Source organism: Peptoniphilus sp. HCN-40583, assembly GCF_037892835.1.
Classification (GTDB): domain Bacteria; phylum Bacillota; class Clostridia; order Tissierellales; family Peptoniphilaceae; genus Aedoeadaptatus; species Aedoeadaptatus rachelemmaiella.
Window position 1 is genome coordinate 1 of the sequence record NZ_JBBKBU010000038.1, and the last position, 21,127, is coordinate 21,127.

Here is a 21,127-nt window from a genome sequence, read left to right on the forward strand (position 1 = left end):
CCCTTTGTCATCACTCTGAAATCCCCACGGGGGGATTTCTTTATCGATTTAAACTTTCGTAGCGATCGAAGGCATCGGCTTCTTTTAGTGCGGTTTCGGAGCCCATGGCGACCATTTGCTCTTCGCCCATTAAGGCGTCCAGCATATCGCCGTAGCCCCTTAAGGCTTCCACGGTGGTGGCCAGGGCCTCACGGCGAAGGGCCTCAAGGGATTCGACGCCGGTGCCGTTTAAGAACCGCTTAAAGTCCAAGATGCCGTAGGCGGCGGGGGCCATGTGGGGATCGAAGGTGTTCATGACGCCGATGATCATGTCCGCCAAGTCTCTGTCGGAAAGCTTCAGGGCGCGGAGGAAATCGCCGATGGTGTCGTAGGCTTGAATGGTTTCTTTTACATGGGGATCGCGATAGGAGTAGGTGGCCACATTGCCGCTTTTTGCAATGCGAATGCCGGCACCGTAGGCACCGCCCTTGGCACGGATTTCCCGGTGCAAATAGAGATTGCTGATGACGTTGGCAAGGACGGCCATATCGCCGGTGTAGGCTTTATTTAGGGCCTTAAAATTGCCGCCCTTGGCAATGTAGTTGACTTGGGAATTTAGAGTAAAGGCTTCCCGCACCTTTTCCGGTTTAAAGGCCACGGTGTAGTCTTCGGCGCCGAGGTGTTTGAAGGATCGCAGGAAAGGCGCGATGGCCTCTTCCGCCGCTTTCAAATCCTCTTTCTCGGCGATGAGATTGGCGGTGAGGCGATCTTTTGCAAAGAGCTTTTTCGCCACGTCTTCGAGCTTTTTCCCGGCGGCGGCGTAATCTTTTGCATCCACCAAGTCGCAGACGAAGTCGAAGAAGGCCAGGCCGTTCATCATGTCGTCCACATAGGCGCCCTCACTGAAGTGGGTGCGTACGCGATTGGAGACGATGAGGTGGCCCGATTGCAAGAGGGTGTTGGCGATGTCCGCCTTGAGCCCCTCTAAAATGGTCTTGAGCCTGTTGGTGTCGGTTAAGCGGCTCTTCGTAAGGATTTCATCCAAGACGGCGTAGCCTCTTTGAAGCTGCCGCGGCAGGGCACCGGTGGAGATAAAGAAGTAGGGCTTATATCCGTCGGCGGTTTCTTCCACCGGCGTATCGAAGGTGAAGCCGCCGCCTGAGAGGAAGATTTCCGTTTCCAGCGCCGCTTCGTCGTAATTTTCTGTGGCCACTTTCGTCAAGACTTCCCCTAAGAGAGAGGCGTAGGCCAATTCGTCTTCCGACAAATGGCCCATGTCGAAGGCCAGATTTGTGTAGACGATGCCGTTGGTATTCAGCGGATTTTCCGTCAGGGCCACCTTCTCGATCTCCGTGACGGTCCGTGGAATTTTCGTAATGCCCTCGCCTAAATCCTTTAAATCCAATTTCGGAATGGTGGCCTTGGCTTCGGTAGAATCCGGCGCCATTTGGTAAGCCCTCAGGTCCTCGACTAAGGTTTCGATGTCTTTTCTCTCCGATTCGGAAAGGGCCGCAAGTTTCGCCCGTTGTTTTTCGGCGAGGGCCGCCTCTTCTTTTTTCTGTTTGCCGATCTCCGGTGCCACATTCATAAAGATGCGGTGGGTGGGCTCGAGGAAAAATTCCCGGATCTTTTCTTGGTAGTAGGTCGTGCCGATTTTTTCACGGAGCTTTTTCAAAAGGGGCAAGAGCTCCAAGCCGTCCAAGGGGCTTTGGCCGTAGAGCCAGGTGTTTAAGGCGCCGATGTAGGAGATTAGATCGGCGTGGCTGCCGCCGCCGCGGCGAACGGTAAATTCAAATTTTTCAAGGGTCGCTTCAAGGACATCTTCGTCGATGCCTTCTTCGGCGTAGCGGGTGAAGGTGTCCGTGACGATGGATTTAAATTCTTCGAAGCGATGTTCATCGGCGCGGTAGGCCACCACGGAAAAATCCCAGGTGTTGGTGGCGGAAAGTTCCGAGTACACGTCTTCGCCGATGCCCGCCGCCTGCAGCGGCTTTTTCAACAGGCCGTTTTCCGATTCGATGAAGAGCTCTTGGAAGAAATTGCGCAGAAGAAGATCTTCCGGCGTGGGATCCACCTTGGCGGTGAGGGCGAAGGCGAAGTAATTTTTCCCCGCGGGATCTTCCCCTTCACTTAAATCGTAGGTCTCGTGAAATTCCGCGAGGCCGTCGTAGAAATCGTGGCCGACAATGGCCGAGGCGGGGTCCTTGTAATCGAAGTGGCTTAAATAGTTTTTGTCTAAATAATCCAAGCGCTCGTCGAAATCCAAGTCGCCGGCGAGAAGAATGTAGCTGTTGGACGGGTGGTAGTAGCGTCCGTGGAAAGTCAAAAAATCCTCGTAGGTGAGCTCGGGAATATTTTTCGGATTGCCGCCGGAATCGTGGGAATAGGTGCCCGTCGGGTGGAGCTTTTCGCGAATCATGTCGCTGATGCGATTGTTGGGATCGGAGTAGACGCCCTTCATTTCGTTAAAGACCACGCCGTTTGCCACGAGACGACCGTCTTGAATCTCCGGATGCCAACCTTCTTGGTAAAAGATCTTCGGATTGTCCTTCATGGCCGGGTAAAAGACCGCGTCTAAATACACGTCCATGAGCTGGTTGAAATCCTTGTCGTTGCGGGAGCTAATGGGGTAGAGGGTCTTGTCGGGATAGGTCATGGCGTTTAAAAAAGTCTGCACACTGGATGCCACCATGTCCATAAAAGGCTCCTTGGTCTTGTATTTTCTCGATCCGGACAAGGTGGAGTGTTCCACAATGTGAGCGACGCCGGTGGAATCTTCCGGCGGCGTTTTAAAGCCGATGGAGAAAGTTTTGTTGTGGTTTTTATTGTCGATTAGGAGGACTTCCGCCCCCGTCTGATTGTGTTTTAAAAGAGAAACCTCGCCGTGTAATTCGTCGATGGTTCGCTTTTCGATTAATGTATAATTTCTGTTCATAAATTCACTCCTATTCCAATGATTCATACCCGAAGCAGGCGGTGAAAATCAAAAATAGCGTTAAGATTACAAGCCGGTGGCCACCTCGTGCCACAGACACGGAAAATGTATGCTATAATTCTAAAGAATGATGGGAGGACAAATATGAAACTACAAGAAGATTTGTCTAAACGCGGTCCCATTCGCATCGCCGTCGTCGGCGCCGGCTTAATGGGATCGGGATTGGTTGCACAATTAAAAACAATTCATAATATAGACGTCATCCTCTGGTCGTCCAGAAGAGAAGAAGGCCTTTTGGCCAAGGCGAAAGATGTGGGCTTAAAGGACGACGGATACACATTTACCGCCGATGCAAACGAGGCGGAGGGTCTAGTCAATGAAGGGAAGATGGTTTTAACCACAGACAATTCCCTGGCATGGCGACTAAATGAGGTCGATGCCATTTGCGACTGCACCGGCAACACGGAAGCCGGCGCCTGCATCAATGAAAACGGACTGAACGCGGGCAAACACATTATCAGCTTTAATGTGGAATGCGACGTGCTCCTCGGGCCTTACTTCTTGAAAAAGGCGAAGGAAAAAGGTCTTTGCTACACGGGCACGGCCGGAGATGAGCCCGGCGCCATTATGGAGCTGTATAACTTTGCGACCTTTTTAGGTTTTCGCGTCGTCGCCGCAGGAAAGGGAAAAAACAATCCCATGAATGTGGAGGCCACGCCGGCGACGTTAAAAGACGAGGCGGAGAAAAAGGGAATCAGCCCCCGCATGCTCACCTCCTTTGTCGATGCCACCAACACCATGATCGAGCTCAATGCCGTATGTAATGCCACGGGGCTTTTGCCCGATGAAGGCGGCTGCGTGGGCATGCACGCCACCATCGATGAATTGAGCCGAAAGCTTCGCACAAAAGATCTCGGCGGGGAGATGAACCGCACCGGCACGGTTAATTTCGTGCACGGCATCGCCCCAGGCGTCTTCGTATCGGTGGAAAGCGACGAGCCCATGATCCGTCGGGAAATGCCTTATTTATCCATGGGCGACGGGCCCAATTACATTTTTTATCGGCCCTATCACCTGACAAATATCGAAACCCCTTTGACAATAGCAAAAGCTGTTATGTATAATGAACCCACCATCGCACCGGAGGTCGGCTATGTGGCCCACACCGTGGCCGTCGCAAAAAAAGACATGGAAGCCGGCGATGCCATTGAAGGCATCGGATCCGACACCTGCTACGGCACCTTGGTGGAAGGCGAAACGGCCTACGAAGAAAATCTGCTGCCCATCGGGCTCATCGTCGGCAAGACGAAACTGGCCCGTCCCGTAAAAAAAGGCGCCCGACTCCGCCTGGACGATGTGGTTTTAGACCAAAACAGCACCTTGGTAAAATTATTTAATCGGGAACACGATGGCTTTTACGCTTTACCGAAAAATTTAAACATGGTATAATATCGTACCTGACAAATAAAGGAGGATGTGACATTGTGAAGCTGACACAGGAAATAGATTACGCCTTTCGCATTATCGCCTATTTAGCGGCAAACGAAGGCCAGGTTGTCGGCGCACCGACGATTGCCGAGGCCATGGGCGTGCCTTCCAGATTTACTTTGCGTATCTTGCGAAAGCTGAACATAGGTGGGCTGACCAAGTCACGCCGCGGCGCGAAAGGCGGCTATAGCCTGAATCGTCCGGCTGAATCCATATCGTTGTATGATATTATCTTAGCCATCGACGGGCCCATCGAGTTAAGCCGCTGTATGCACGCCAATGATCCTTATTGCAACCGCTTTGATTCCGAAGAAATTCAGGGATGCAGATTTCACCACAGCATTTACGGCCTGCAAAAAGACATCGTGAGCCGTCTAAAGGACATGACAATTACAAATTTCATCGAGAAATAGAAGCCGAAGACTTTTGCTCCCTATTCACAGAGAGGTACAGCAGCTGAGACGTGCCATTACAGTAGAAGTCGCATCACCTTCCTTAGAACCCTACGGGTCGTCCGCCGCGTTAAGGCTTTGAGTGATAGAATCCTATAAGTAGGGTGGTACCGCGTATAAAAGCGTCCCTTCGTCAACAGACGAAGGGGCTTTTTTTATAGATTATGAAGAAAGAGGAGAGAATTATGGCAAAGTTTAAAACACTGTCCCAAGACATCGCTGACGTGCGTGAAAAGCGCATCGTCGACTTCTGGCAAGACATGGATCTGTTGAAACGATCCGTCGAAATTCGAGAAGGAAACGACGATTTTATTTTCTACGAAGGGCCGCCGACAGCCAACGGCAAACCCGGTATTCACCACGTCATGGCGAGAACCTTAAAGGACTTGACTTGCCGCTACAAAACAATGCAGGGCTATCGCGTCAACCGCAAAGCCGGTTGGGATACCCACGGCCTGCCTGTAGAAATTGAAGTGGAAAAGAAGCTGGACCTTCACAACAAACAAGACATCGAAAAATACGGCATCGAAAAATTTAACAAAAAGTGCCGCGAATCGGTTTTCGAATACGAAGGCCTGTGGCGGAAGATGACCGCCCGCATGGGTTATTTGGTCGATTTGGACGATCCCTACATCACCCTGAACAACAGCTACATCGAAAGTGTCTGGCACATTTTAGATAAAATGTTTAACGACGGCCTCATCTACGAAGGCCACAAGATCCTGCCCTACTGCCCCCGCTGCGGCACCGGCCTCGCGTCCCACGAAGTGGCCCAAGGCTATCAGGAAGACAAGACGCCCACCATCACCATGAAATTCAAGGCCGTGGACGAAGATGCCTACTACCTGGCATGGACCACCACGCCCTGGACCGTGCCCTCCAATGTGGCATTGGCCGTGCACCCGGATGTGGATTATGCCAAGGTGAAATATGCCGACGGCAATGTTTACTACCTGGCGAAAAATCTTATGGACAAGGTGCTGAAAGATGAATACGAAGTCATCGAAGTGGTCAAGGGCAAGGATTTAGAGGGCCGCCGCTACGAACAACTCATCGATCAAATTCACGTGGACGGCAATGCCTTTGTCGTCGTCCTCGCCGATTACGTCACCACGGAAGACGGTACCGGCATCGTGCATACGGCACCGGCCTTCGGGGAAGACGACTATCAAACGGGCCGCAGAAACGACCTGGCCTTCGTGAAACCCGTAGACGACGACGGGAACTTTACCGAAACCCAGTGGAAGGGCCAATTCGTTCACAGCGTCAACGAAGAAATCATCGACTACCTGAAGATGCAAGACAAAGTCTTCAGCAAAGAAACCATCGTCCACAACTATCCCCACTGCTGGCGCTGCAAGACGCCCTTAATCTATTACGCTCACCCCTCCTGGTACATTGAAGTGACCAAGATGAAGGATCAATTGGTGAAAAACAATGAAGGCGTCAACTGGTATCCGGATTTCGTCGGCGAAAAGCGCTTCGGCAACTGGCTTGAAAACTTAAACGACTGGGCCATCTCCCGGTCCAGATACTGGGGCACGCCCTTCCCGATCTGGCGCTGCCCGGATTGCGGCAAGCTTCGCAGCATCGGAAGCATTAAGCAATTGGTGGAAGAATCCATCGAAGACATCGACGAAACCATCGAGCTGCACCGCCCCTATGTCGACGACGTACACCTGCGCTGCGAATGTGGCGGCGTCATGGAAAGGGAAACGGATGTTATCGACTGCTGGTTCGACTCCGGGGCTATGCCCTTCGCCCAATGGCACTATCCCTTTGAACACAAGGAAGATTTCGCCAAACTCTTCCCCGCCAATTTCATCAGCGAAGGCATCGACCAAACCCGCGGTTGGTTCTACTCCCTTTTGGCCATCTCCACGTACATGACCGGAAAAGCGCCCTACAAGAGCGTTTTGGTCAACGACCTAATTTTGGATAAAGACGGCAAGAAGATGAGTAAATCCCGGGGCAATACCGTATCGCCTACGGAGCTCTTCGAAAAATACGGCGCCGATGCCGTGCGCTGGTACCTCATGTACGTTTCTCCGCCGTGGACGCCGACGAAATTCGACGAAGACGGCCTTCGGGAAGTGAACGGGAAATTCTTCCGCTCCCTGAGAAACACGCACAATTTCTTCACCATGTACGCCAACATTAACGACGTGGATCCCAGAGAAATCAAAGACGTCGCCTACGACGAAATCGACCGCTGGATGCTTTCCAAATACAACAGCCTCCTGAAATCCGTGCTGGAAAACATGGAAATTCACGAAGTGACGAAAGTGGTTCGCGACATTCAAGATTTCGTGGCGGAAGATTTGTCCAATTGGTACATCCGCAGAAACAGACGGCGCTTCTGGGACGAAGCGGACACCCCCTCGAGGGATGCGGTCTTTAAAACGGCCTACGACGTGCTCCTCGGCCTTGCGAAAATGATCGCCCCCTTCGCGCCCTTTATCGCCGAAGAGTTTTACCAAACCTTAGACGGCGGCGAAAGCGTCCACTTAACGGACTATCCCACGGTGGATGAGATGGCCATCGACGAAAAGCTGGAAGAAAAAATGGCCATCGTCCGTCAATTGGTTACCTTGGGCCGCGCCGGTCGCGAAAACGCCAAGATCAAAGTGCGTCAACCCTTGGGCGAAGTCTTGGTCGACGGGGATTTAAAACCCATCATCGGCGATCTCACCGATTTAATTAAAGAAGAGCTCAATGTGAAAGAGCTGGTCTTCTCCGACGACTTAACCGAGTATATGGCCTACAGCTTAAAGCCCAATTTCCAAGAAGTGGGCAGAAAGTTCGGTCCTAAGATCAAAGATTTCCAAAAACAATTGGCACAAAGCGACGCCAAGGCCCTTTACGACGAGCTGAAGAAGGGCAGCGTCACCATGAACTTAAACGGCGAAGACACGGAAGTCAGCCTTGACGACGTACTCGTAGACATTTCCTCGAAAGAAGGCTTCGACGTCTGCATGGAAGACAATCTCTTCGTGATCCTGGATACGGAACTCACCGAAGAATTAATCGCCGAAGGCTATGTCCGCGAATTTGTCTCCAAGGTTCAAAAACAACGGAAGGCCAACGACTACGAAGTCACCGACCACATTGCCATCGCATACGACGCCGAAGGCGATGTAAAGGCCGCTTTGGAAGAGGCGAAAGAACAAATCATGGAAGAAACTTTGGCCGATGCCATGGAACTGAAATCCGTGGATGCGGAAAAGACCGATTTAAACGACGGCACCATTGCCTTTGTTCTTACACGCATCTAAACCATGAAGCTTTATCTTCTGCGCCACGCCGAAACTGAGTGGAACAGAGAAGATCGCATTCAGGGACAAATGGATTCGCCCATTACCCGGGAGGGGGAGGCGGCCATCGACGCCATGGCGGCACGCCTGGCCTCCGTGCCCTTCGATTGCTGCTACACTTCGGATCTCATGCGGGCGCGAAAAACGGCCGAAGGCTTGCTGAAATCCCGCGCCGTGCCCATTATAGAAGAAGAGGCCCTGCGGGAATTGCCCTTGGGTCCTTGGGAAGGCATGCTTTTTAAAGATATATTGAAAGATCCTCTGGCCCAAGTTTATTTAAACGCGCCGGATGCCTATCATCGCGAAGGCCTAATGGATTTCTACGATCTCTACGAGAAGCTTTCAGCCTTTCTCATGAGGCTTGAAACGTCGGATTACGACCACGTGCTCATCGTCGGCCACGGCGTGAGCATACGGGCCCTCTACCACGTCATGGAAGGAGTGGCGGTGAAGGATTTCTGGTCCCGGCCCATTGCGGCTCCCGTGGGCCTGGGCATCTGCAACTACGAGAAGGGCACCTGGCAGGTGCTCCGACGGGCCGATGCGGAAGATGGATTGTCTTATTGAGGTGTTCAATGAAAAAATTATCTTTAGCCAATACGCCGACGCGTATCGAATCGATACAGCTCATGGATGCGGACCTGCCGGCAAATTTGTTTATTAAGCGGGACGACATGACCGGCGTCTCGGTGACGGGCAATAAAATTCGGAAGTTGGAATACCTGTTTCAACAGGCCCTGGACGAGGGCGCCACGGATATTATTACCACCGGCGCCGTGGGAAGCAACCACGCCCGAGCCACGGCCATGGTCTGCGCCCGCCTGGGCTTTGGGTGCCACTTGCTTTTAGTGGGGCCGGACGATGCCCCCGATGAAGGGAATCTCTTTTTGGATCGCCTGGCCGGTGCCGAGGTGCGCTTTATCAGCCAAGAAGCCTACGACGCCAATCACCGCGGGATCATGGCGGCGTGGAAAGAAGAACTGGACCAAGAAGGAAAGAAGACCTTGATTATTCCCATGGGCGGCTCTAACGGCCTGGGAAGCTTCGGCTATGTGGACTGCTTCGACGAAATCCTCGCCCGGGAAAAAGACATGGGCATTACCTTTGATGTGGTGGCTTGCGTCGCAGGCAGCGCCGGCATGCTTGCAGGCCTCGCCTACGCCAACGCCCTCAGGGAGTCGAACAAAGACATTGTCGGCATTTCCGTCGCCGCACCGGCCTTTGTCGTCGAGGAAAAATTGCTTCCCCGTATCGTGGGTGAGATGAATGAATTAAAGGGCACGAGCATTTCCGCCGAGGCCACGGTTATCGACGACTACGTGGGCCGAGGCTACGCATTAAGCCGGCCGGAAGAGCTGGAATTTATTTGGGACTTCGTCTCCCAAACGGGGATTATTTTGGATCCCGTCTACACGGGCAAAGCCATGTACGGCCTTGTTTCGGAAATTTTAAAAGGCCGTTGGGAGGCGGATAAAAACATCCTCTTCATCCACTCCGGCGGCGCCTTTGGATGGACGGAAAGCCAAATTCGCGCCCTGTTGCGAAAAGAATAAAGAGAGAAACGAGCTTCGGCTCGTTTTTTTCGTGGCGCAAAAACAGCGCTGAGGGCGGCCGCGACTATAAATTATGACAAGAAGAGGGGAGGATGAATGCAAATCTCATCGGGCTATGATATAATTGTAACCATAAAAACGTTTCCGTAAGGAAATCGCACGATAGGAGGAATAATTGAATGAAAGCATATAACACGAAAGAAGTTCGTAACTTGGCCCTTGTCGGGCACAGCGGATCGGGCAAGACCAATTTAACCGAAGCGCTCTTGTACCAATCCGGTGCCACGAAACAAATCGGACATGTGGATCAAAAAAATACCATGTCGGACTTCTCTAAAGAAGAAAAAGAACGGGGAACGTCCATCGGCACCAGCATTATTCCTATCGAATGGCGAAAGATGAAATTAAATATTATCGACACGCCCGGCTACATGGACTTTATCAGCGAAGCCATGGGCGCTTTGAGAGCGGCCGAAGCGGCATTGATGATTATCGACGCCACCGCCGGTGTCCAAGTGGGTTCGGAAAGAATGTGGAAATATACGGAAGAAATCGGCTTGCCGCGGATTATTTTCGTGAACAAGATCGACGGAGAAAACGTTAATTTCCGCGCCTTAATGGAACAAATCGAAAGCCTCTTCGGCAAGAAAGTTATCCCCTTCTCCGTCCCCATCGGCGAAGGCGACAGCTTTGTCGGCGTCACCGACGTTATTTTCCAAAAAGGCTTTGAATATAAAAACGCCGCCCCGGAAGAAGTGGAATTAAATCACGATCAAGTGAAAGCCACGGAGCGTATGTACGAAGAAATCGCCGAAGTGGTCGCCGAAAGCGACGAAGTCCTCATGGACAAATACTTCAGCGGCGAAAAATTCACCCGCGACGAATTGCTCCGCGGGGTTACCGCCGCCCTCATTAACGGCGACGCCGTACCTCTTTTGGTAGGCAGTGCGGAAAAAGGCATCGGTATCGATATTTTATTAAACACCATCGTCAACTACATGCCCGCACCCGACGACGAGCGTGCCCACACCGGCTTCCGCTACGAATCCGGCGAAGAACACACCATTTCCGACGACGAGGCTTTCTCCGCCGTTGTATTTAAAACCATTACCGACCCCTATGTTGGTAAAATTTCCATCTACAAAGTCTTGAGCGGCACCATGACCAAGGACACGGCTCTCTACAACAGCTCCCAAGATGCAGATGAAAAGAACACCGGCCCCTTTGTAATTCGCGGCAAGGAACAAGTCCCCGTGGATGTGATCCACGCCGGCGACATCGGTGCCATTTCGAAGCTCACCGTCACCAAAACCGGCGACACCCTTTGCGACAAGGCCCACAAAGTGGTTTACAAGCGCGTAAAAATGCCGCAACCGGTTTACTTCTATGCCATTGAAGCGGCCTCGAAAAACGACGAAGAAAAGCTCACCCTGTCCCTTCGAAAGCTTCAAGACGAAGACCCGGGCATCGTGATCAATCGCAACGCCGAAACGAAACAAATGACCATCGGCGGCCAAGGCAATGTTCACTTGGACGTCATCTTAGACAAATTAAAGAACACCTTTGGCGTGGAAGTGAAGAAAGTGCCCTTTATCGTGCCTTATAGAGAAACCATTCGCGGCACCGCATCGGTTCAAGGGAAACACAAGAAACAATCCGGCGGCGCCGGCCAATACGGCGACGTATGGATTCGCTTCGAACCCACCGACGAAGGCTTTGTCTTCGACGAAGAAGTCTTCGGCGGCAGCGTGCCGAGAAACTACTTCCCCGCCGTTGAAAAAGGCTTGGAAGAATCCATGGAAAAAGGCGTCCTCGCCGGCTTCCCCGTTACCGGCGTCAAGGCCGTGCTCTACGACGGCAGCTACCACGATGTCGACTCCAACGAAGTCAGCTTTAAAATGGCGGCATCCATCGCCTTTAAGAAGGGGATTGCCGAAGCGAAACCTGTGCTCTTAGAGCCCATTATGGCCGTTGAAGTGGCCGTGCCCGACGAATACATGGGCGATGTCATGGGCGATATGAACAAGCGCCGCGGCAGAATCCTCGGGATGGACCAACAACCCGGCGGCGGTCAATTAATTATGGCCGAAGCACCGCAAGCGGAAATGTATGAATACGCCATCGACCTACGGGCCATGACCCAAGGCCGCGGTTCCTTCACCATGGAATTCGTTCGCTACGAAGATGTTCCCGCACAACTGGCGGAAGAAATCATCGAAAAAGCAAACAGAGAATAAATGAAAAAGGCATCCGAAAGGATTGCACTGACCCCCAAAAATTGGACCAAGAAATCCAATCTTTGGGGGTCACTTTAGTTTGTGGCGTGTTTTTGCGTTGAGCAAGAGCAAATTCTTTGCCGAAAGGCGAGGAATCCACTTTAACTTTAGATCAATCATCAAACATCGGAAGACGGCTCCAATGATGTTCGGACAAAAGTTAGGTGAAATTTCCTTTTCAATTCAGTATGATTAAAATAGAGACTAATGGACGTGAGGAGGAAGCCGTGAATCGATTTTTGCCGTATAAAAAACCGATCTTGCTTTGGAGCCATAGCCTAACCCAGCTGGCCCTTTATTGGTTTTATTTAGTTGCCGTAAAAAAAGGTGGCGGCAGTTTTCATATCGTTGCCTTAACCGGTCTTTTTACGCTCACGAATTTTATCTCTTTCTTTATTCTGTTGGAGGAGAGAGAAAAAAATTACGTCTATCGGGTTTGTACTACTCTGCTTTTGATTCCCCTTTATTTTATCTCGGAAGATTTCATCGTAGCATATCTACACAACGACATTCTTCTTCGCTATTTTTTTGCCCTGCAGTTGATCTTTTCCTATATGGATATCGTCTTAGAAGGAAATTTTCACTTCGGTCCTTTTCGTCTTTTGACCCTCCTCGCTTTTTTAGCGATCTATCTTTTATCGACCTTTTCTTCTCTGGAGGTCAACTTTCTATACATGGGGGTCTACTTAATTTTTTGTTTGTTTCCCCTTCTTTTTATCCTGGTCAAAAAGAAAGAAATACAGGGGCGGGGCCTTTACAGTTACCGGATTATGATGTCAACTGCGGTCTTTTTGGTCTTGTATTTATGGGGAAGTTTCTATCTCTCTTCCCTATGGAATTATTTTGAGAATTACGAGGAATTTTATATGATGGCCGTCTTAGCCGCCATCTTAATCTATTTGCTTACAAAAGCGTGTCGTTTATCCCTCAAAGCCTTTGTCCCGTCTTTTAAAGAGTGGGCGAAGTTTTGCTCTGTGCTTTTTCTCATCCTTTTTATCGTCAATGGTTTTCCAAGGAAATTTACCGAAATCTTCTTTCTCTCCCTTTACTTGAGCGCGTTTTTCGTCATGGTCTCCAATTACTTCAATTACCGCGACCTGAGCCGGGAAGAGATAGGCAGCCTCTTGAACAGGGGAAAGGAAAATCTCCTGTTGGATAAGTATGCGCGGCTTTACTCCGAGAAAAACACTCGTTTTCTCCACGATATGATTTTGCAGGACATTATTCTCGTACATAAGCTGGTTCAAAAGGCCCCGTCTTTTTCCGAGAGGGATCAAATTCTGGAAATTCTCTCGAACAACATTAAAAAAATCCGCCAAGAATTGAATGCCTATGATCCAATCTTAAGTTCGAAGGAAAGCTTAAGCAACAATTACTACGGCCTTATTAGGGATTTGGAAGACAAGTACCAAAATCGGGGCATACTAATCGACTTCACTTGTTCCGAGGAATTTTCAGTGCCCGGTCCATACGACAGCTTTCTGTATAAAGCCCTTTACGAATTGGTGAGCAATCTTTTCAAGCACGGAAAGGGCGATTACGCCGAAATTCATTTGGAGGAAAAACAAAAGGAGATTCATCTGTCCATGATAAATTACGGCGATTACTTGGAGGACGGTGCGGGCCGGAGCACCGGCTTGAAATTATTGGATTTCGAAACCAAACGGCTGGACGGAGTATTTCGGGTAGAAGAGGGCCGAGGAGAAGAGGAAAAATACCTGGCCTTCCATGTGAATGTACCGATTAAAAAGGAGCGGATCTATGAAGATTATGTTAATCGAAGATCATAAAATGCTGGCCCAATGCTTGAAGATGGATTTAGAATCCGGCGGGGAAATTCGGGTGGACATTCCGGAGAAAATGAAAGACATAAAAAGCAAATTACAAGAAGAGACCTACGATCTTCTTCTTATAGACATTAATCTGGACGGTATGGCGAAGGGAGAAAACGGTCTGGAGTTAAGCAAAGCGTTGATACGGGATTACGGTTCAAAAGTGTTGATTTTGTCGGGCTATAATCTTGATTTTTACCGGGAAAAGGCCAAGGATATGGGCTGTATGGGTTTTATTTCGAAAGAAGAGTCGACCCAAAGTCTTTTAGCGAAGATACGAGGGGTTTGCTTGGAGAACAAAAGGTATTTTTCTTCTAAGAAACATCTTCAGGAAAAGCTCACGGAAAACGAATTAAAAATTCTCCGCCTCTATGCCTCGGGAAAATCACGAAAAGAAGTCGCGAAAGAAGCCTATATGTCCACCTCTTCCCTGGCCGTTTTATTAAATCGCATTTACGGCAAGTTGAACGTAAAGAATTACCAAGAAATGGTACAAAAAGCCAGAGAAATCGGCTATATCGATCCCTTTTAAGAAGAAGCGCCACAAGCCTTCTTCTTTTTTTGTGAAAAGTTCGGACAAAAGTTAACTGTGACCGAGGTGTAAATTGCCTATAATCAATAGAAAAGGAGATGGAAGATGATGAACAAGAAAAAAGTGGTTTTAGGAATTTTTGTAGTTTTAGTCGTTCTGGCCTCGGCGCTGTATCTAAAAAAAGAATCCACCTATTCCATGGTGCAGGACCAAAGGAAAAGTGAAGATAGCCAAGGTAAAACACAGGACGGTCCCGATGAGAGAAGCCCGCAAGACATTGCTGCGGACAAAAAGATTGCCAAGCAACGGGCGAAGAACAGAAAGGATTGGCTCGAAGAAGGTATGTCCGGTTCGGTGACCAGAGGCGGCGACATCGTCCTCGGGCCGAGGGGGGATGAAAGGAGTCCGAAATTATTTGCCGAGTTGGATCAAGCTGTATCGAATTATATTAAATCAAGACCGGACATCTATCCACCGAGGGAAGAGGGACACGAGAACGATCATGACGCAGAGTTGGTCTTTGAGCCGACGGTGGATTACCGAATTGATGAAATGATTGGCACCATCCCTGCGGAAGCGCGAAAAGGACCGATTCAAGGTCTTAAGAATGACGAACTCTTTGTCTATGAAGCCAGGCGGCTGGACGGGTCCTATGACGAACTTCTACTAGCCAAGCCTCATGGCGAGAAGGAATGGAAGGTGGTCTTTGCCGGGTCTTACTACGACTTGAAAAAGACGGTTCAATAAAGGCAAAAAAATCTTTTTGAAGAGCAGATACAGGTCGGCCTGTGTTAGGAGAAAAGGGGAGAAATCGATGTTTGCTGTCGTAAAACTGGAATTTAAAAAAATAGCGACCAAGAACAATGCCCTGATTGCGTGCCTGTTTTTGTTGATTTGTGTGGCCAAGATTCTTCCCTATAGCCAATCCCTGGACATGGTATTAGAGGGAGGAAAGTTTGGCTCCGGCCTTTCCTATTGGAAATTGATGAAAGAAGAAGGGATTAAATACGACGGCCTTTTAACCGAAGAGCAAATGAAAAAGGTCCAGACCCTTTACAACGAAAGCAAAGAAAAAGACTTTGTGGAAGGCGCACGAACGGAAGAAAAAGAGTTGGGCTTGAAGCTGATTTATCCCTTCCAGTGGCTCGCGCAAAGTTTGAATTTTCCGAAAGAGATTGAAATCCAGGACTTTTCAATTCATATGAGCGACCAAGGGATTGAAAATTTTTACCAAGATCGCTTAAAGGCCATTGGTTCATGGACTCACACCTCGTATCGGTCCTACGACCGGTCGGAGGTTGAAATCATTCTTCGCCAAGCCGGAGAAGTGAAAACGCCCCTTTACTATGCTTACAACGAAGGCTGGCGTTACATGGGCGATGCCCTGCACATGACTTTTAATATTTTTTTAATCTACTTGGCCCTCGCCTTGTCTTCCTTAACGTCGGCCGACGAAGCGCAGGGATTTACTGAAATGGATGTGCACGCGAAGAATGGGCGCCTTTCCCTCTACTTAGCCAAGGTAAGGGCGGCAGAATTATTTGCAGGACTCGCGTACCTCGCTTATTTGTTTTTTTTACTTCTCTACCACGGGATGATTTATTCCCTTCACGGAGCCGATGCCTCCATCGAATTTTATGCCGGACCGGCGATTTTCAACCTCACTACTTGGCAAGGGTATTTTCTGGAAGCCTTATCCGGTTTTGCCGCCGTTCTCGTGGTGGTCAATATCATTCTCTTATTCTCCCTGGTCTTTCGCAAGTCGAAAGTCTCCCTGCTCGTCTTGGTGCTCGCTTTTGTTTGGCTTGAGAAGTGGGCGGATTCGCCGCAGCCTTGGGCGAATACTCTGGCCTACTTTACGCCGCAAAACTTTGTGCGAGGTGATTTCTCCGCGTCCAAGCTTTTTGTCCTTCAAAACCACGTCTATCCCTTTACGGCGATGGCCTGTTTTCTGTCTTTGATTTACATTGCGAGTAGCCGAATTTTGGCCATGCCGATAATGAACCGCTATTACTTAAAAGGAGGAGAGGGCAAATGAAGTTTTTACTGGAAGTCAATAGAAAAAGAATGCTTCCCTTCCCCTACCTTCCGGTCCTCTGTCTGTTTTTGTTGCTTTCGTCGATCTGCCTTATCAAGGCGGAACAGATGAGGTATCTTCAAGAGAGCTTGCACGTGGAAATTTCTGACGGTACGGAATACCGCTACCTGATGGTGGAGAACTGGTACAACGATAAAAAAGTAGAGAATTTAATCGCAAAGTACGACTTGCCTCAAGAAAATTTGATCAAAGAGGATATTGATATCGACGAGTTTTTGCCGGTGGAGAGTGTAAATGACGCTCTTCTCCGGGGAAAAAAACCCCGAGCACAAGGCTTTTTCGAGTATCGAATGAATCTGATAAAAAAGGCAGGTCAAGCTCAAGGAGCAAAGCCAATGGACCGGCTACTTATCGGCTATTGTGAAGGTTGGAAAGTTCTCCTCCGTAACTTCGATAAGATTTTTTACGCCGTCGCCTTGTCCTTGCTTTTTCTCCTCGTTCCGGTAATGAAAGAAGACGAGCGGTTCAAAACGAAGGACATGGTGGAAGCCACCCTTTACGGGAAGAAAAAACTCTTTCAGGCTCGGCTGATCAACGGTTTGGAAATTGGCGTCTTCACCTATGTGGGCGGCGTGGCTCTGTTTTCTCTTTTGGTTTTGTTTATTTACGGAAGCGACGGCCGAGACCTTTTCATTCAAAATTCAAGAGAATTTTTCCTCTTTCCTATTCAGGTGACCTATCTTCAGTATTTTATCTATAAATTTTTAAACGGCCTCGCATTGACCTTTTGCCTTGTTTTTCTTTTTCTTTTTTTAGGCGATCGAATCAAAGACGTCAAGGTCTCCTTTTCCCTCGTTCTGGCCTATGTGTCCATTCATTTCTTGCTTCAATCCCTGTGGACGTCTCCCGTTACCGGGAAATTCTTCTTCCTCTCTCCATTGGCTTTAATAAATATTGAAGGCCTTTGCGCTCGCGTATCTTCTCCGGGGCTTGAAGGTTGTTATTTGCTTTCACTGATCATCCCAATGGTTTACGGGGCGCTCTTATGGATCGGGTTGTGGTTGGGAAAAAGGAAGTCGTTTGGTGAAGCATAAGGAGCGCTGATTATGTTAAAAATTGAAAGCTTAAGCAAAAAATTTGGAAAGAAAGAAGCTCTTTCGGATGTGAACATGGAACTGGATTCCGGAATTTATGGGCTTTTAGGGGACAACGGCGCCGGTAAGTCTACCTTGATGCGGTTATTGGTCGGCGTAGATACGCCGACGAGGGGCCATATCCTCTACGAGGGAGAGGACATTTCTCAGTTGAAGGGGAAGTATCGTGGTCTTTTAGGTTACATGCCCCAGGAATTTGCGGTCTTTCCCGGCTTTACGGCCGGTGAGTTTCTAACCTATATGGGCGCATTAAAGGGATTAAGTAAAAGGGAATTGAAGGAAAAAATCCCCCGGGTTCTTGCTTTTGTAAACCTTCAGGATGTGAAGAACAAAAAAGTATCGACTTTTTCCGGTGGAATGAAGCGGCGAGTCGGCATCGCTCAAGCCTTACTCAACGATCCGAAAATCCTAATTTTAGATGAACCGACGGCCGGTTTGGATCCCGGCGAACGCATTCGATTTTCAAATATTTTGTCCAATATGTCCAAAGACAAGATCATTCTTTTTTCAACCCATATTATTTCCGACATTGAAGCCATTACAAAAAACATTATTATTTTAAACGACGGAAAAATCAGGGCCAAAACCACGTCGGATAAGTTAATCGAAAAAATGGAGGGCCTTGTGTTTGAGACGATGCTTCCATTTACGGAATTGGCGGCTTATGAAAAAAAGATTCAAATTATTCGGATGCGTTATGAAGGGGAGTATTTAAAAATTCGCTACACAGGCAGCACCTTGGAAGGCGCCCGTCCCGTCCAAGCGAATCTTGAAGACTACTATATTCTTCATCGCAACGAAGTTATTTAGGCACTGCATCCATGAAAAAGGGCCTGCGGTTGAACTAACCTAAAACAATCTTAAAAACCTGGGGTGGGAGTTAAACAATGAAATCCGCATAGAACTAATGTTATGTAAAACAAGATCGAGCAAGCGAAATGCTTGCTCGATTAAGTCCGTTTTATGGGGTCACCCAGAAAGGATGCCTTTACATATTTTTTTGGCCGTTGTAAAATAAGTTTATGAAACGCTATTTACTCTTATTCTACGACGTCAGCCGCTTTTTTATCTTTTCAAACGTATTAGATGAATCGGATAAAATTTGGGTTCGGATTCTCTGCTCCATTTTGCTCGTGGCGTCGGCTTATGATTTCATCGACCATGTGAAAGAGGTATTTCATCATGAACAAGCTTAAATCCCTCGTGAAAAAGGCGGCCCTCGTCTTCGCCATGGTGGGCTTCGGGGGCTTTCTTTTAATGATCCTTACAAAAAGCGCCTATCCGGATCCTCTCTTTGTGTGGATTAGCCGGATTTCCCTGCCGGCAGTTTTCATCAGCTTAGGACTCTATGCCGTCTTTTGGCTCATGGAACTTGCGGATCTCGTAAAGAAGAAGGCCTGGGGCCTGGTGACCGGCCATTTGCTTATCGGCGCACTGATCTGCTTCGTCGTTTTAAGAAGAATGTTGTAAGACCTCATCGAAGGATGAGGCCTTTTTTACTGTCCGTTGAAATTTAATTGGAAAAAGGTCGGATACTCGCCGCCCTCCGTGAAGGCCGCCACGGCTTTTCCGGCAATGGGGTAGGCCAGCGTCATGAGCTCTTTCATCACGGGATTGGTGATGTAGACGGAATCCTCATAGCCTTTTGGATTTAATAGCATGCCGCCGAAAACATCGTCCACGCCAATTACCTTCAGGAGCTTGTGTTTGCGTTTGTAGGCCTTTAAATCGTTCACGTGGAAAAATTGTTGGCCCATGCGAAACGAGGCCAGGGCCCGGCGGGCGTCGTGGCCATTGATGGTGTAGGCTGCGTAAAGGGGGGCGACGGCTTCCGCTACAGTGGCGGGGGCAGGCAGGAGATCTCGGCAGAGAAAGGTCGTGGGATCGTAGCCCTCTTCTTCTAAAATCACCCGGTCGAAGTCCCGCTCCAAGGTGACGTGGTCGATGGAAATTTTCTCCTCCACCCGATCGATGTAGGGATGAACCGTCATGTCCAGAGAAAAATGGGTGAGGAAACCGAAAAAGTAGGCCCAAGTGGGGGAGGGGACGGGCCCCTTGCGGATCCAATCACCGTTTTTTGCGATGAAATCCATGAGAGGCTTGCCGTGAATTTGTCCGCCGATTTTATGTTTCTTCGAGAGCAGGTAGTAAAAGAAAATATCCGGCCCTTGAGCGCCCAGGGCGTAGTGATCGGGGTAGGCGGCGATGATTTTTTGTGCCTTTTCGGGCAAGATGGGCAAGAGGCGCTGTGCAAAAAAATAATGGGTAACGAGACTGGCCATAACAACTCCTTTCGAGCTTTGGTATACTATAGGTGGAGGTATCAATGGAACAACAATACAATGATTTTATAAACAGCCTGACAGGCGATTATGTAGAGGATTTAAATGCCATCTACGACGAAGTACAAAAGCTTTCCCTGGCAGGGGAAGGGGAACTGGCCCAAAAGCTTTTAACTTACGGACAACAGCTTATGGCCGAGCACCGCACAGAAGGCGGCGACTACCGCAGCCTCAAACAAGACGGCGCCGGCATCGATAAGTTTTATACCCTATTAGATGCGGTTTTCGCCAAAACATTGGACGAAGACATGGAAGGGGCCAAGGAATTTATCGACCGCATGGTAGAAGAGGTGGATTTTTTAAGAACGGCCCTCGAAGCCTTGGACAGCGGCGAAAAATTTTACTCCTTCCAGTCCATGGTGGAAGAAGTGATTTGCCGCGTGGAACGAGACGGCGATCGCCTGCCCATTTTAGGGCCCGAGGTGGATATGTGGCTTACCCTTCGCGGCGGCGTGGCGGCGGAATTAAAGGACTACGACGGCGCCCGCAGGTATTTGGAAAAAGCCTTGGCGGTGAACCCTATGTCCACGGCCAATTACCTGACCCTTTCGAAGGTGGCTCGCCAGGAAGGGGATATGGAAAGGGCGAAGGCCTACAATCAACAGGCCTTTGAATCGGCCTATCTCGCATCGGATTTCTCCCAGTGTTTCTCCAACGAGGGCTATTTCCTCTTTAAGGAAAACAGACCGGCCTTGGCCCTTGCCATGAGCATGATCGCCAAGGATTACGATCCGGACAACGACGCCGCCGAAGGGAATCTCCTGATGATCGGTCAGCGTTTCGGCGATCCCACGCCGGCATCGAAGGAAGATTTCTTAAATTACCTGAAAGAGCGCAACATTCAAGGCACTTTGGATCCGGATCGAGTGGAAATTTTAAAGCGTGTCGCCGAAAAGGCGGAGGAAGAAGGCAATGTGGACTTCGCCATGGAAATCTACATTAACCTCGACGCCATATTAAAAGACGAGGCCATTCACAAAAAAATCCACGAATTGGCCGCCTATTACGAAAGAGATGAAGAGGATCATTGCTGCGACCACGACCATGACCATGGAGACTGTTGCGGTCACGACCATCATCATGACGATTGTTGTAGCCACGATCATGAACACCATCATGAGGACTGTTGCGGCCACGACCATCATCACGACGATTGCTGCGGCCACCACCACGAATAAGGCGGTCCAGACAATTAACCTGAAACAAAAAAAGCAGCCGACGATGCGGCTGCT

At 49.4% G+C, this 21,127-nt stretch carries 17 protein-coding genes; 15 read left to right on the top strand and 2 right to left on the bottom strand.

Annotated features, from left to right (window positions below; all coding sequences use genetic code 11):
* Window positions 1-40: 40 nt before the first annotated feature.
* A complete protein-coding gene (locus tag WKT05_RS10025) occupies window positions 41-2,914 on the bottom strand; it encodes an insulinase family protein (protein ID WP_340413979.1) in 2,874 nt (957 codons plus the stop codon).
* 144 nt (window positions 2,915-3,058) lie between these two features.
* Between WKT05_RS10025 and WKT05_RS10030 the strand changes: the two genes are divergently transcribed.
* The 14 genes from WKT05_RS10030 (at window position 3,059) to WKT05_RS10095 (ending at window position 19,023) form a co-directional block, all read left to right on the top strand.
* Window positions 3,059-4,363 (top strand): NAD(P)H-dependent oxidoreductase, encoded by a 1,305-nt coding sequence (locus WKT05_RS10030; protein WP_340413980.1) that lies wholly within the window; start codon window positions 3,059-3,061, stop codon window positions 4,361-4,363.
* A 35-nt stretch (window positions 4,364-4,398) separates the two neighbouring features.
* On the top strand, window positions 4,399-4,815 hold the full coding sequence (locus WKT05_RS10035; protein ID WP_340413981.1) for an RrF2 family transcriptional regulator: 417 nt from the start codon (window positions 4,399-4,401) through the stop codon (window positions 4,813-4,815).
* A gap of 224 nt (window positions 4,816-5,039) precedes the next feature.
* On the top strand, window positions 5,040-8,129 hold the full coding sequence (ileS, locus tag WKT05_RS10040) for an isoleucine--tRNA ligase (protein ID WP_340413982.1): 3,090 nt from the start codon (window positions 5,040-5,042) through the stop codon (window positions 8,127-8,129).
* Between the two features lie 3 nt (window positions 8,130-8,132).
* A complete protein-coding gene (locus tag WKT05_RS10045; protein WP_340413983.1) occupies window positions 8,133-8,735 on the top strand; it encodes a histidine phosphatase family protein in 603 nt (200 codons plus the stop codon).
* An 8-nt stretch (window positions 8,736-8,743) separates the two neighbouring features.
* Window positions 8,744-9,721: a 1-aminocyclopropane-1-carboxylate deaminase/D-cysteine desulfhydrase gene (locus tag WKT05_RS10050; protein ID WP_340413984.1), complete on the top strand. Its 978-nt coding sequence runs from the start codon at window positions 8,744-8,746 to the stop codon at window positions 9,719-9,721.
* A gap of 179 nt (window positions 9,722-9,900) precedes the next feature.
* Window positions 9,901-11,958 (top strand): elongation factor G, encoded by a 2,058-nt coding sequence (gene fusA / locus WKT05_RS10055; RefSeq protein WP_340413985.1) that lies wholly within the window; start codon window positions 9,901-9,903, stop codon window positions 11,956-11,958.
* Between the two features lie 266 nt (window positions 11,959-12,224).
* Window positions 12,225-13,787 carry a hypothetical protein gene (locus tag WKT05_RS10060; protein WP_340413986.1) on the top strand — a complete coding sequence of 521 codons (1,563 nt, stop codon included), beginning with the start codon at window positions 12,225-12,227 and terminating at the stop codon, window positions 13,785-13,787.
* Complete coding sequence (locus tag WKT05_RS10065) at window positions 13,759-14,361, top strand: response regulator transcription factor (RefSeq protein WP_340413987.1); 603 nt, start codon at window positions 13,759-13,761, stop codon at window positions 14,359-14,361. Before WKT05_RS10060 ends, WKT05_RS10065 begins: the two co-directional genes overlap by 29 nt.
* Window positions 14,362-14,466: 105 nt before the next feature.
* Window positions 14,467-15,108 (top strand): hypothetical protein, encoded by a 642-nt coding sequence (locus tag WKT05_RS10070; protein ID WP_340413988.1) that lies wholly within the window; start codon window positions 14,467-14,469, stop codon window positions 15,106-15,108.
* Between the two features lie 67 nt (window positions 15,109-15,175).
* On the top strand, window positions 15,176-16,399 hold the full coding sequence (locus WKT05_RS10075; RefSeq protein WP_340413989.1) for a hypothetical protein: 1,224 nt from the start codon (window positions 15,176-15,178) through the stop codon (window positions 16,397-16,399).
* Entirely contained in the window at window positions 16,396-17,493 is a 1,098-nt protein-coding gene (locus WKT05_RS10080) for a hypothetical protein (RefSeq protein ID WP_340413990.1), read from the top strand. The genes WKT05_RS10075 and WKT05_RS10080 overlap by 4 nt, the downstream gene beginning before the upstream one ends.
* Before the next feature lie 12 nt (window positions 17,494-17,505).
* Window positions 17,506-18,363 carry an ABC transporter ATP-binding protein gene (locus WKT05_RS10085; protein WP_340413991.1) on the top strand — a complete coding sequence of 286 codons (858 nt, stop codon included), beginning with the start codon at window positions 17,506-17,508 and terminating at the stop codon, window positions 18,361-18,363.
* 212 nt (window positions 18,364-18,575) lie between these two features.
* Window positions 18,576-18,749 (top strand): hypothetical protein, encoded by a 174-nt coding sequence (locus WKT05_RS10090; protein ID WP_340413992.1) that lies wholly within the window; start codon window positions 18,576-18,578, stop codon window positions 18,747-18,749.
* A complete protein-coding gene (locus tag WKT05_RS10095) occupies window positions 18,736-19,023 on the top strand; it encodes a hypothetical protein (RefSeq protein ID WP_340413993.1) in 288 nt (95 codons plus the stop codon). Before WKT05_RS10090 ends, WKT05_RS10095 begins: the two co-directional genes overlap by 14 nt.
* Before the next feature lie 26 nt (window positions 19,024-19,049).
* On the opposite strand, the gene WKT05_RS10100 is transcribed toward WKT05_RS10095, so the two are convergent.
* Window positions 19,050-19,835, bottom strand: a complete 786-nt coding sequence (locus tag WKT05_RS10100; RefSeq protein WP_340413994.1) for a zinc dependent phospholipase C family protein — start codon at window positions 19,833-19,835, stop codon at window positions 19,050-19,052.
* 44 nt (window positions 19,836-19,879) lie between these two features.
* Between WKT05_RS10100 and WKT05_RS10105 the strand changes: the two genes are divergently transcribed.
* Window positions 19,880-21,073 (top strand): hypothetical protein, encoded by a 1,194-nt coding sequence (locus tag WKT05_RS10105; RefSeq protein WP_340413995.1) that lies wholly within the window; start codon window positions 19,880-19,882, stop codon window positions 21,071-21,073.
* The last annotated feature ends 54 nt before the right edge of the window (window positions 21,074-21,127 follow it).

Excerpts from the sequence above, each read along its gene's own strand:
- WKT05_RS10025 (WP_340413979.1), bottom strand. The coding sequence starts at position 2,914 with ATGAACAGAAATTATACATTAATCGAAAAGCGAACCATCGACGAATTA.
- WKT05_RS10030 (WP_340413980.1), top strand. The coding sequence starts at position 3,059 with ATGAAACTACAAGAAGATTTGTCTAAACGCGGTCCCATTCGCATCGCC.
- ileS (WP_340413982.1), top strand. The coding sequence starts at position 5,040 with ATGGCAAAGTTTAAAACACTGTCCCAAGACATCGCTGACGTGCGTGAA.
- WKT05_RS10045 (WP_340413983.1), top strand. The coding sequence starts at position 8,133 with ATGAAGCTTTATCTTCTGCGCCACGCCGAAACTGAGTGGAACAGAGAA.
- WKT05_RS10050 (WP_340413984.1), top strand. The coding sequence starts at position 8,744 with ATGAAAAAATTATCTTTAGCCAATACGCCGACGCGTATCGAATCGATA.
- fusA (WP_340413985.1), top strand. The coding sequence starts at position 9,901 with ATGAAAGCATATAACACGAAAGAAGTTCGTAACTTGGCCCTTGTCGGG.
- WKT05_RS10065 (WP_340413987.1), top strand. The coding sequence starts at position 13,759 with ATGAAGATTATGTTAATCGAAGATCATAAAATGCTGGCCCAATGCTTG.
- WKT05_RS10070 (WP_340413988.1), top strand. The coding sequence starts at position 14,467 with ATGATGAACAAGAAAAAAGTGGTTTTAGGAATTTTTGTAGTTTTAGTC.
- WKT05_RS10075 (WP_340413989.1), top strand. The coding sequence starts at position 15,176 with ATGTTTGCTGTCGTAAAACTGGAATTTAAAAAAATAGCGACCAAGAAC.
- WKT05_RS10080 (WP_340413990.1), top strand. The coding sequence starts at position 16,396 with ATGAAGTTTTTACTGGAAGTCAATAGAAAAAGAATGCTTCCCTTCCCC.
- WKT05_RS10085 (WP_340413991.1), top strand. The coding sequence starts at position 17,506 with ATGTTAAAAATTGAAAGCTTAAGCAAAAAATTTGGAAAGAAAGAAGCT.
- WKT05_RS10090 (WP_340413992.1), top strand. The coding sequence starts at position 18,576 with ATGAAACGCTATTTACTCTTATTCTACGACGTCAGCCGCTTTTTTATC.
- WKT05_RS10095 (WP_340413993.1), top strand. The coding sequence starts at position 18,736 with ATGAACAAGCTTAAATCCCTCGTGAAAAAGGCGGCCCTCGTCTTCGCC.
- WKT05_RS10100 (WP_340413994.1), bottom strand. The coding sequence starts at position 19,835 with ATGGCCAGTCTCGTTACCCATTATTTTTTTGCACAGCGCCTCTTGCCC.
- WKT05_RS10105 (WP_340413995.1), top strand. The coding sequence starts at position 19,880 with ATGGAACAACAATACAATGATTTTATAAACAGCCTGACAGGCGATTAT.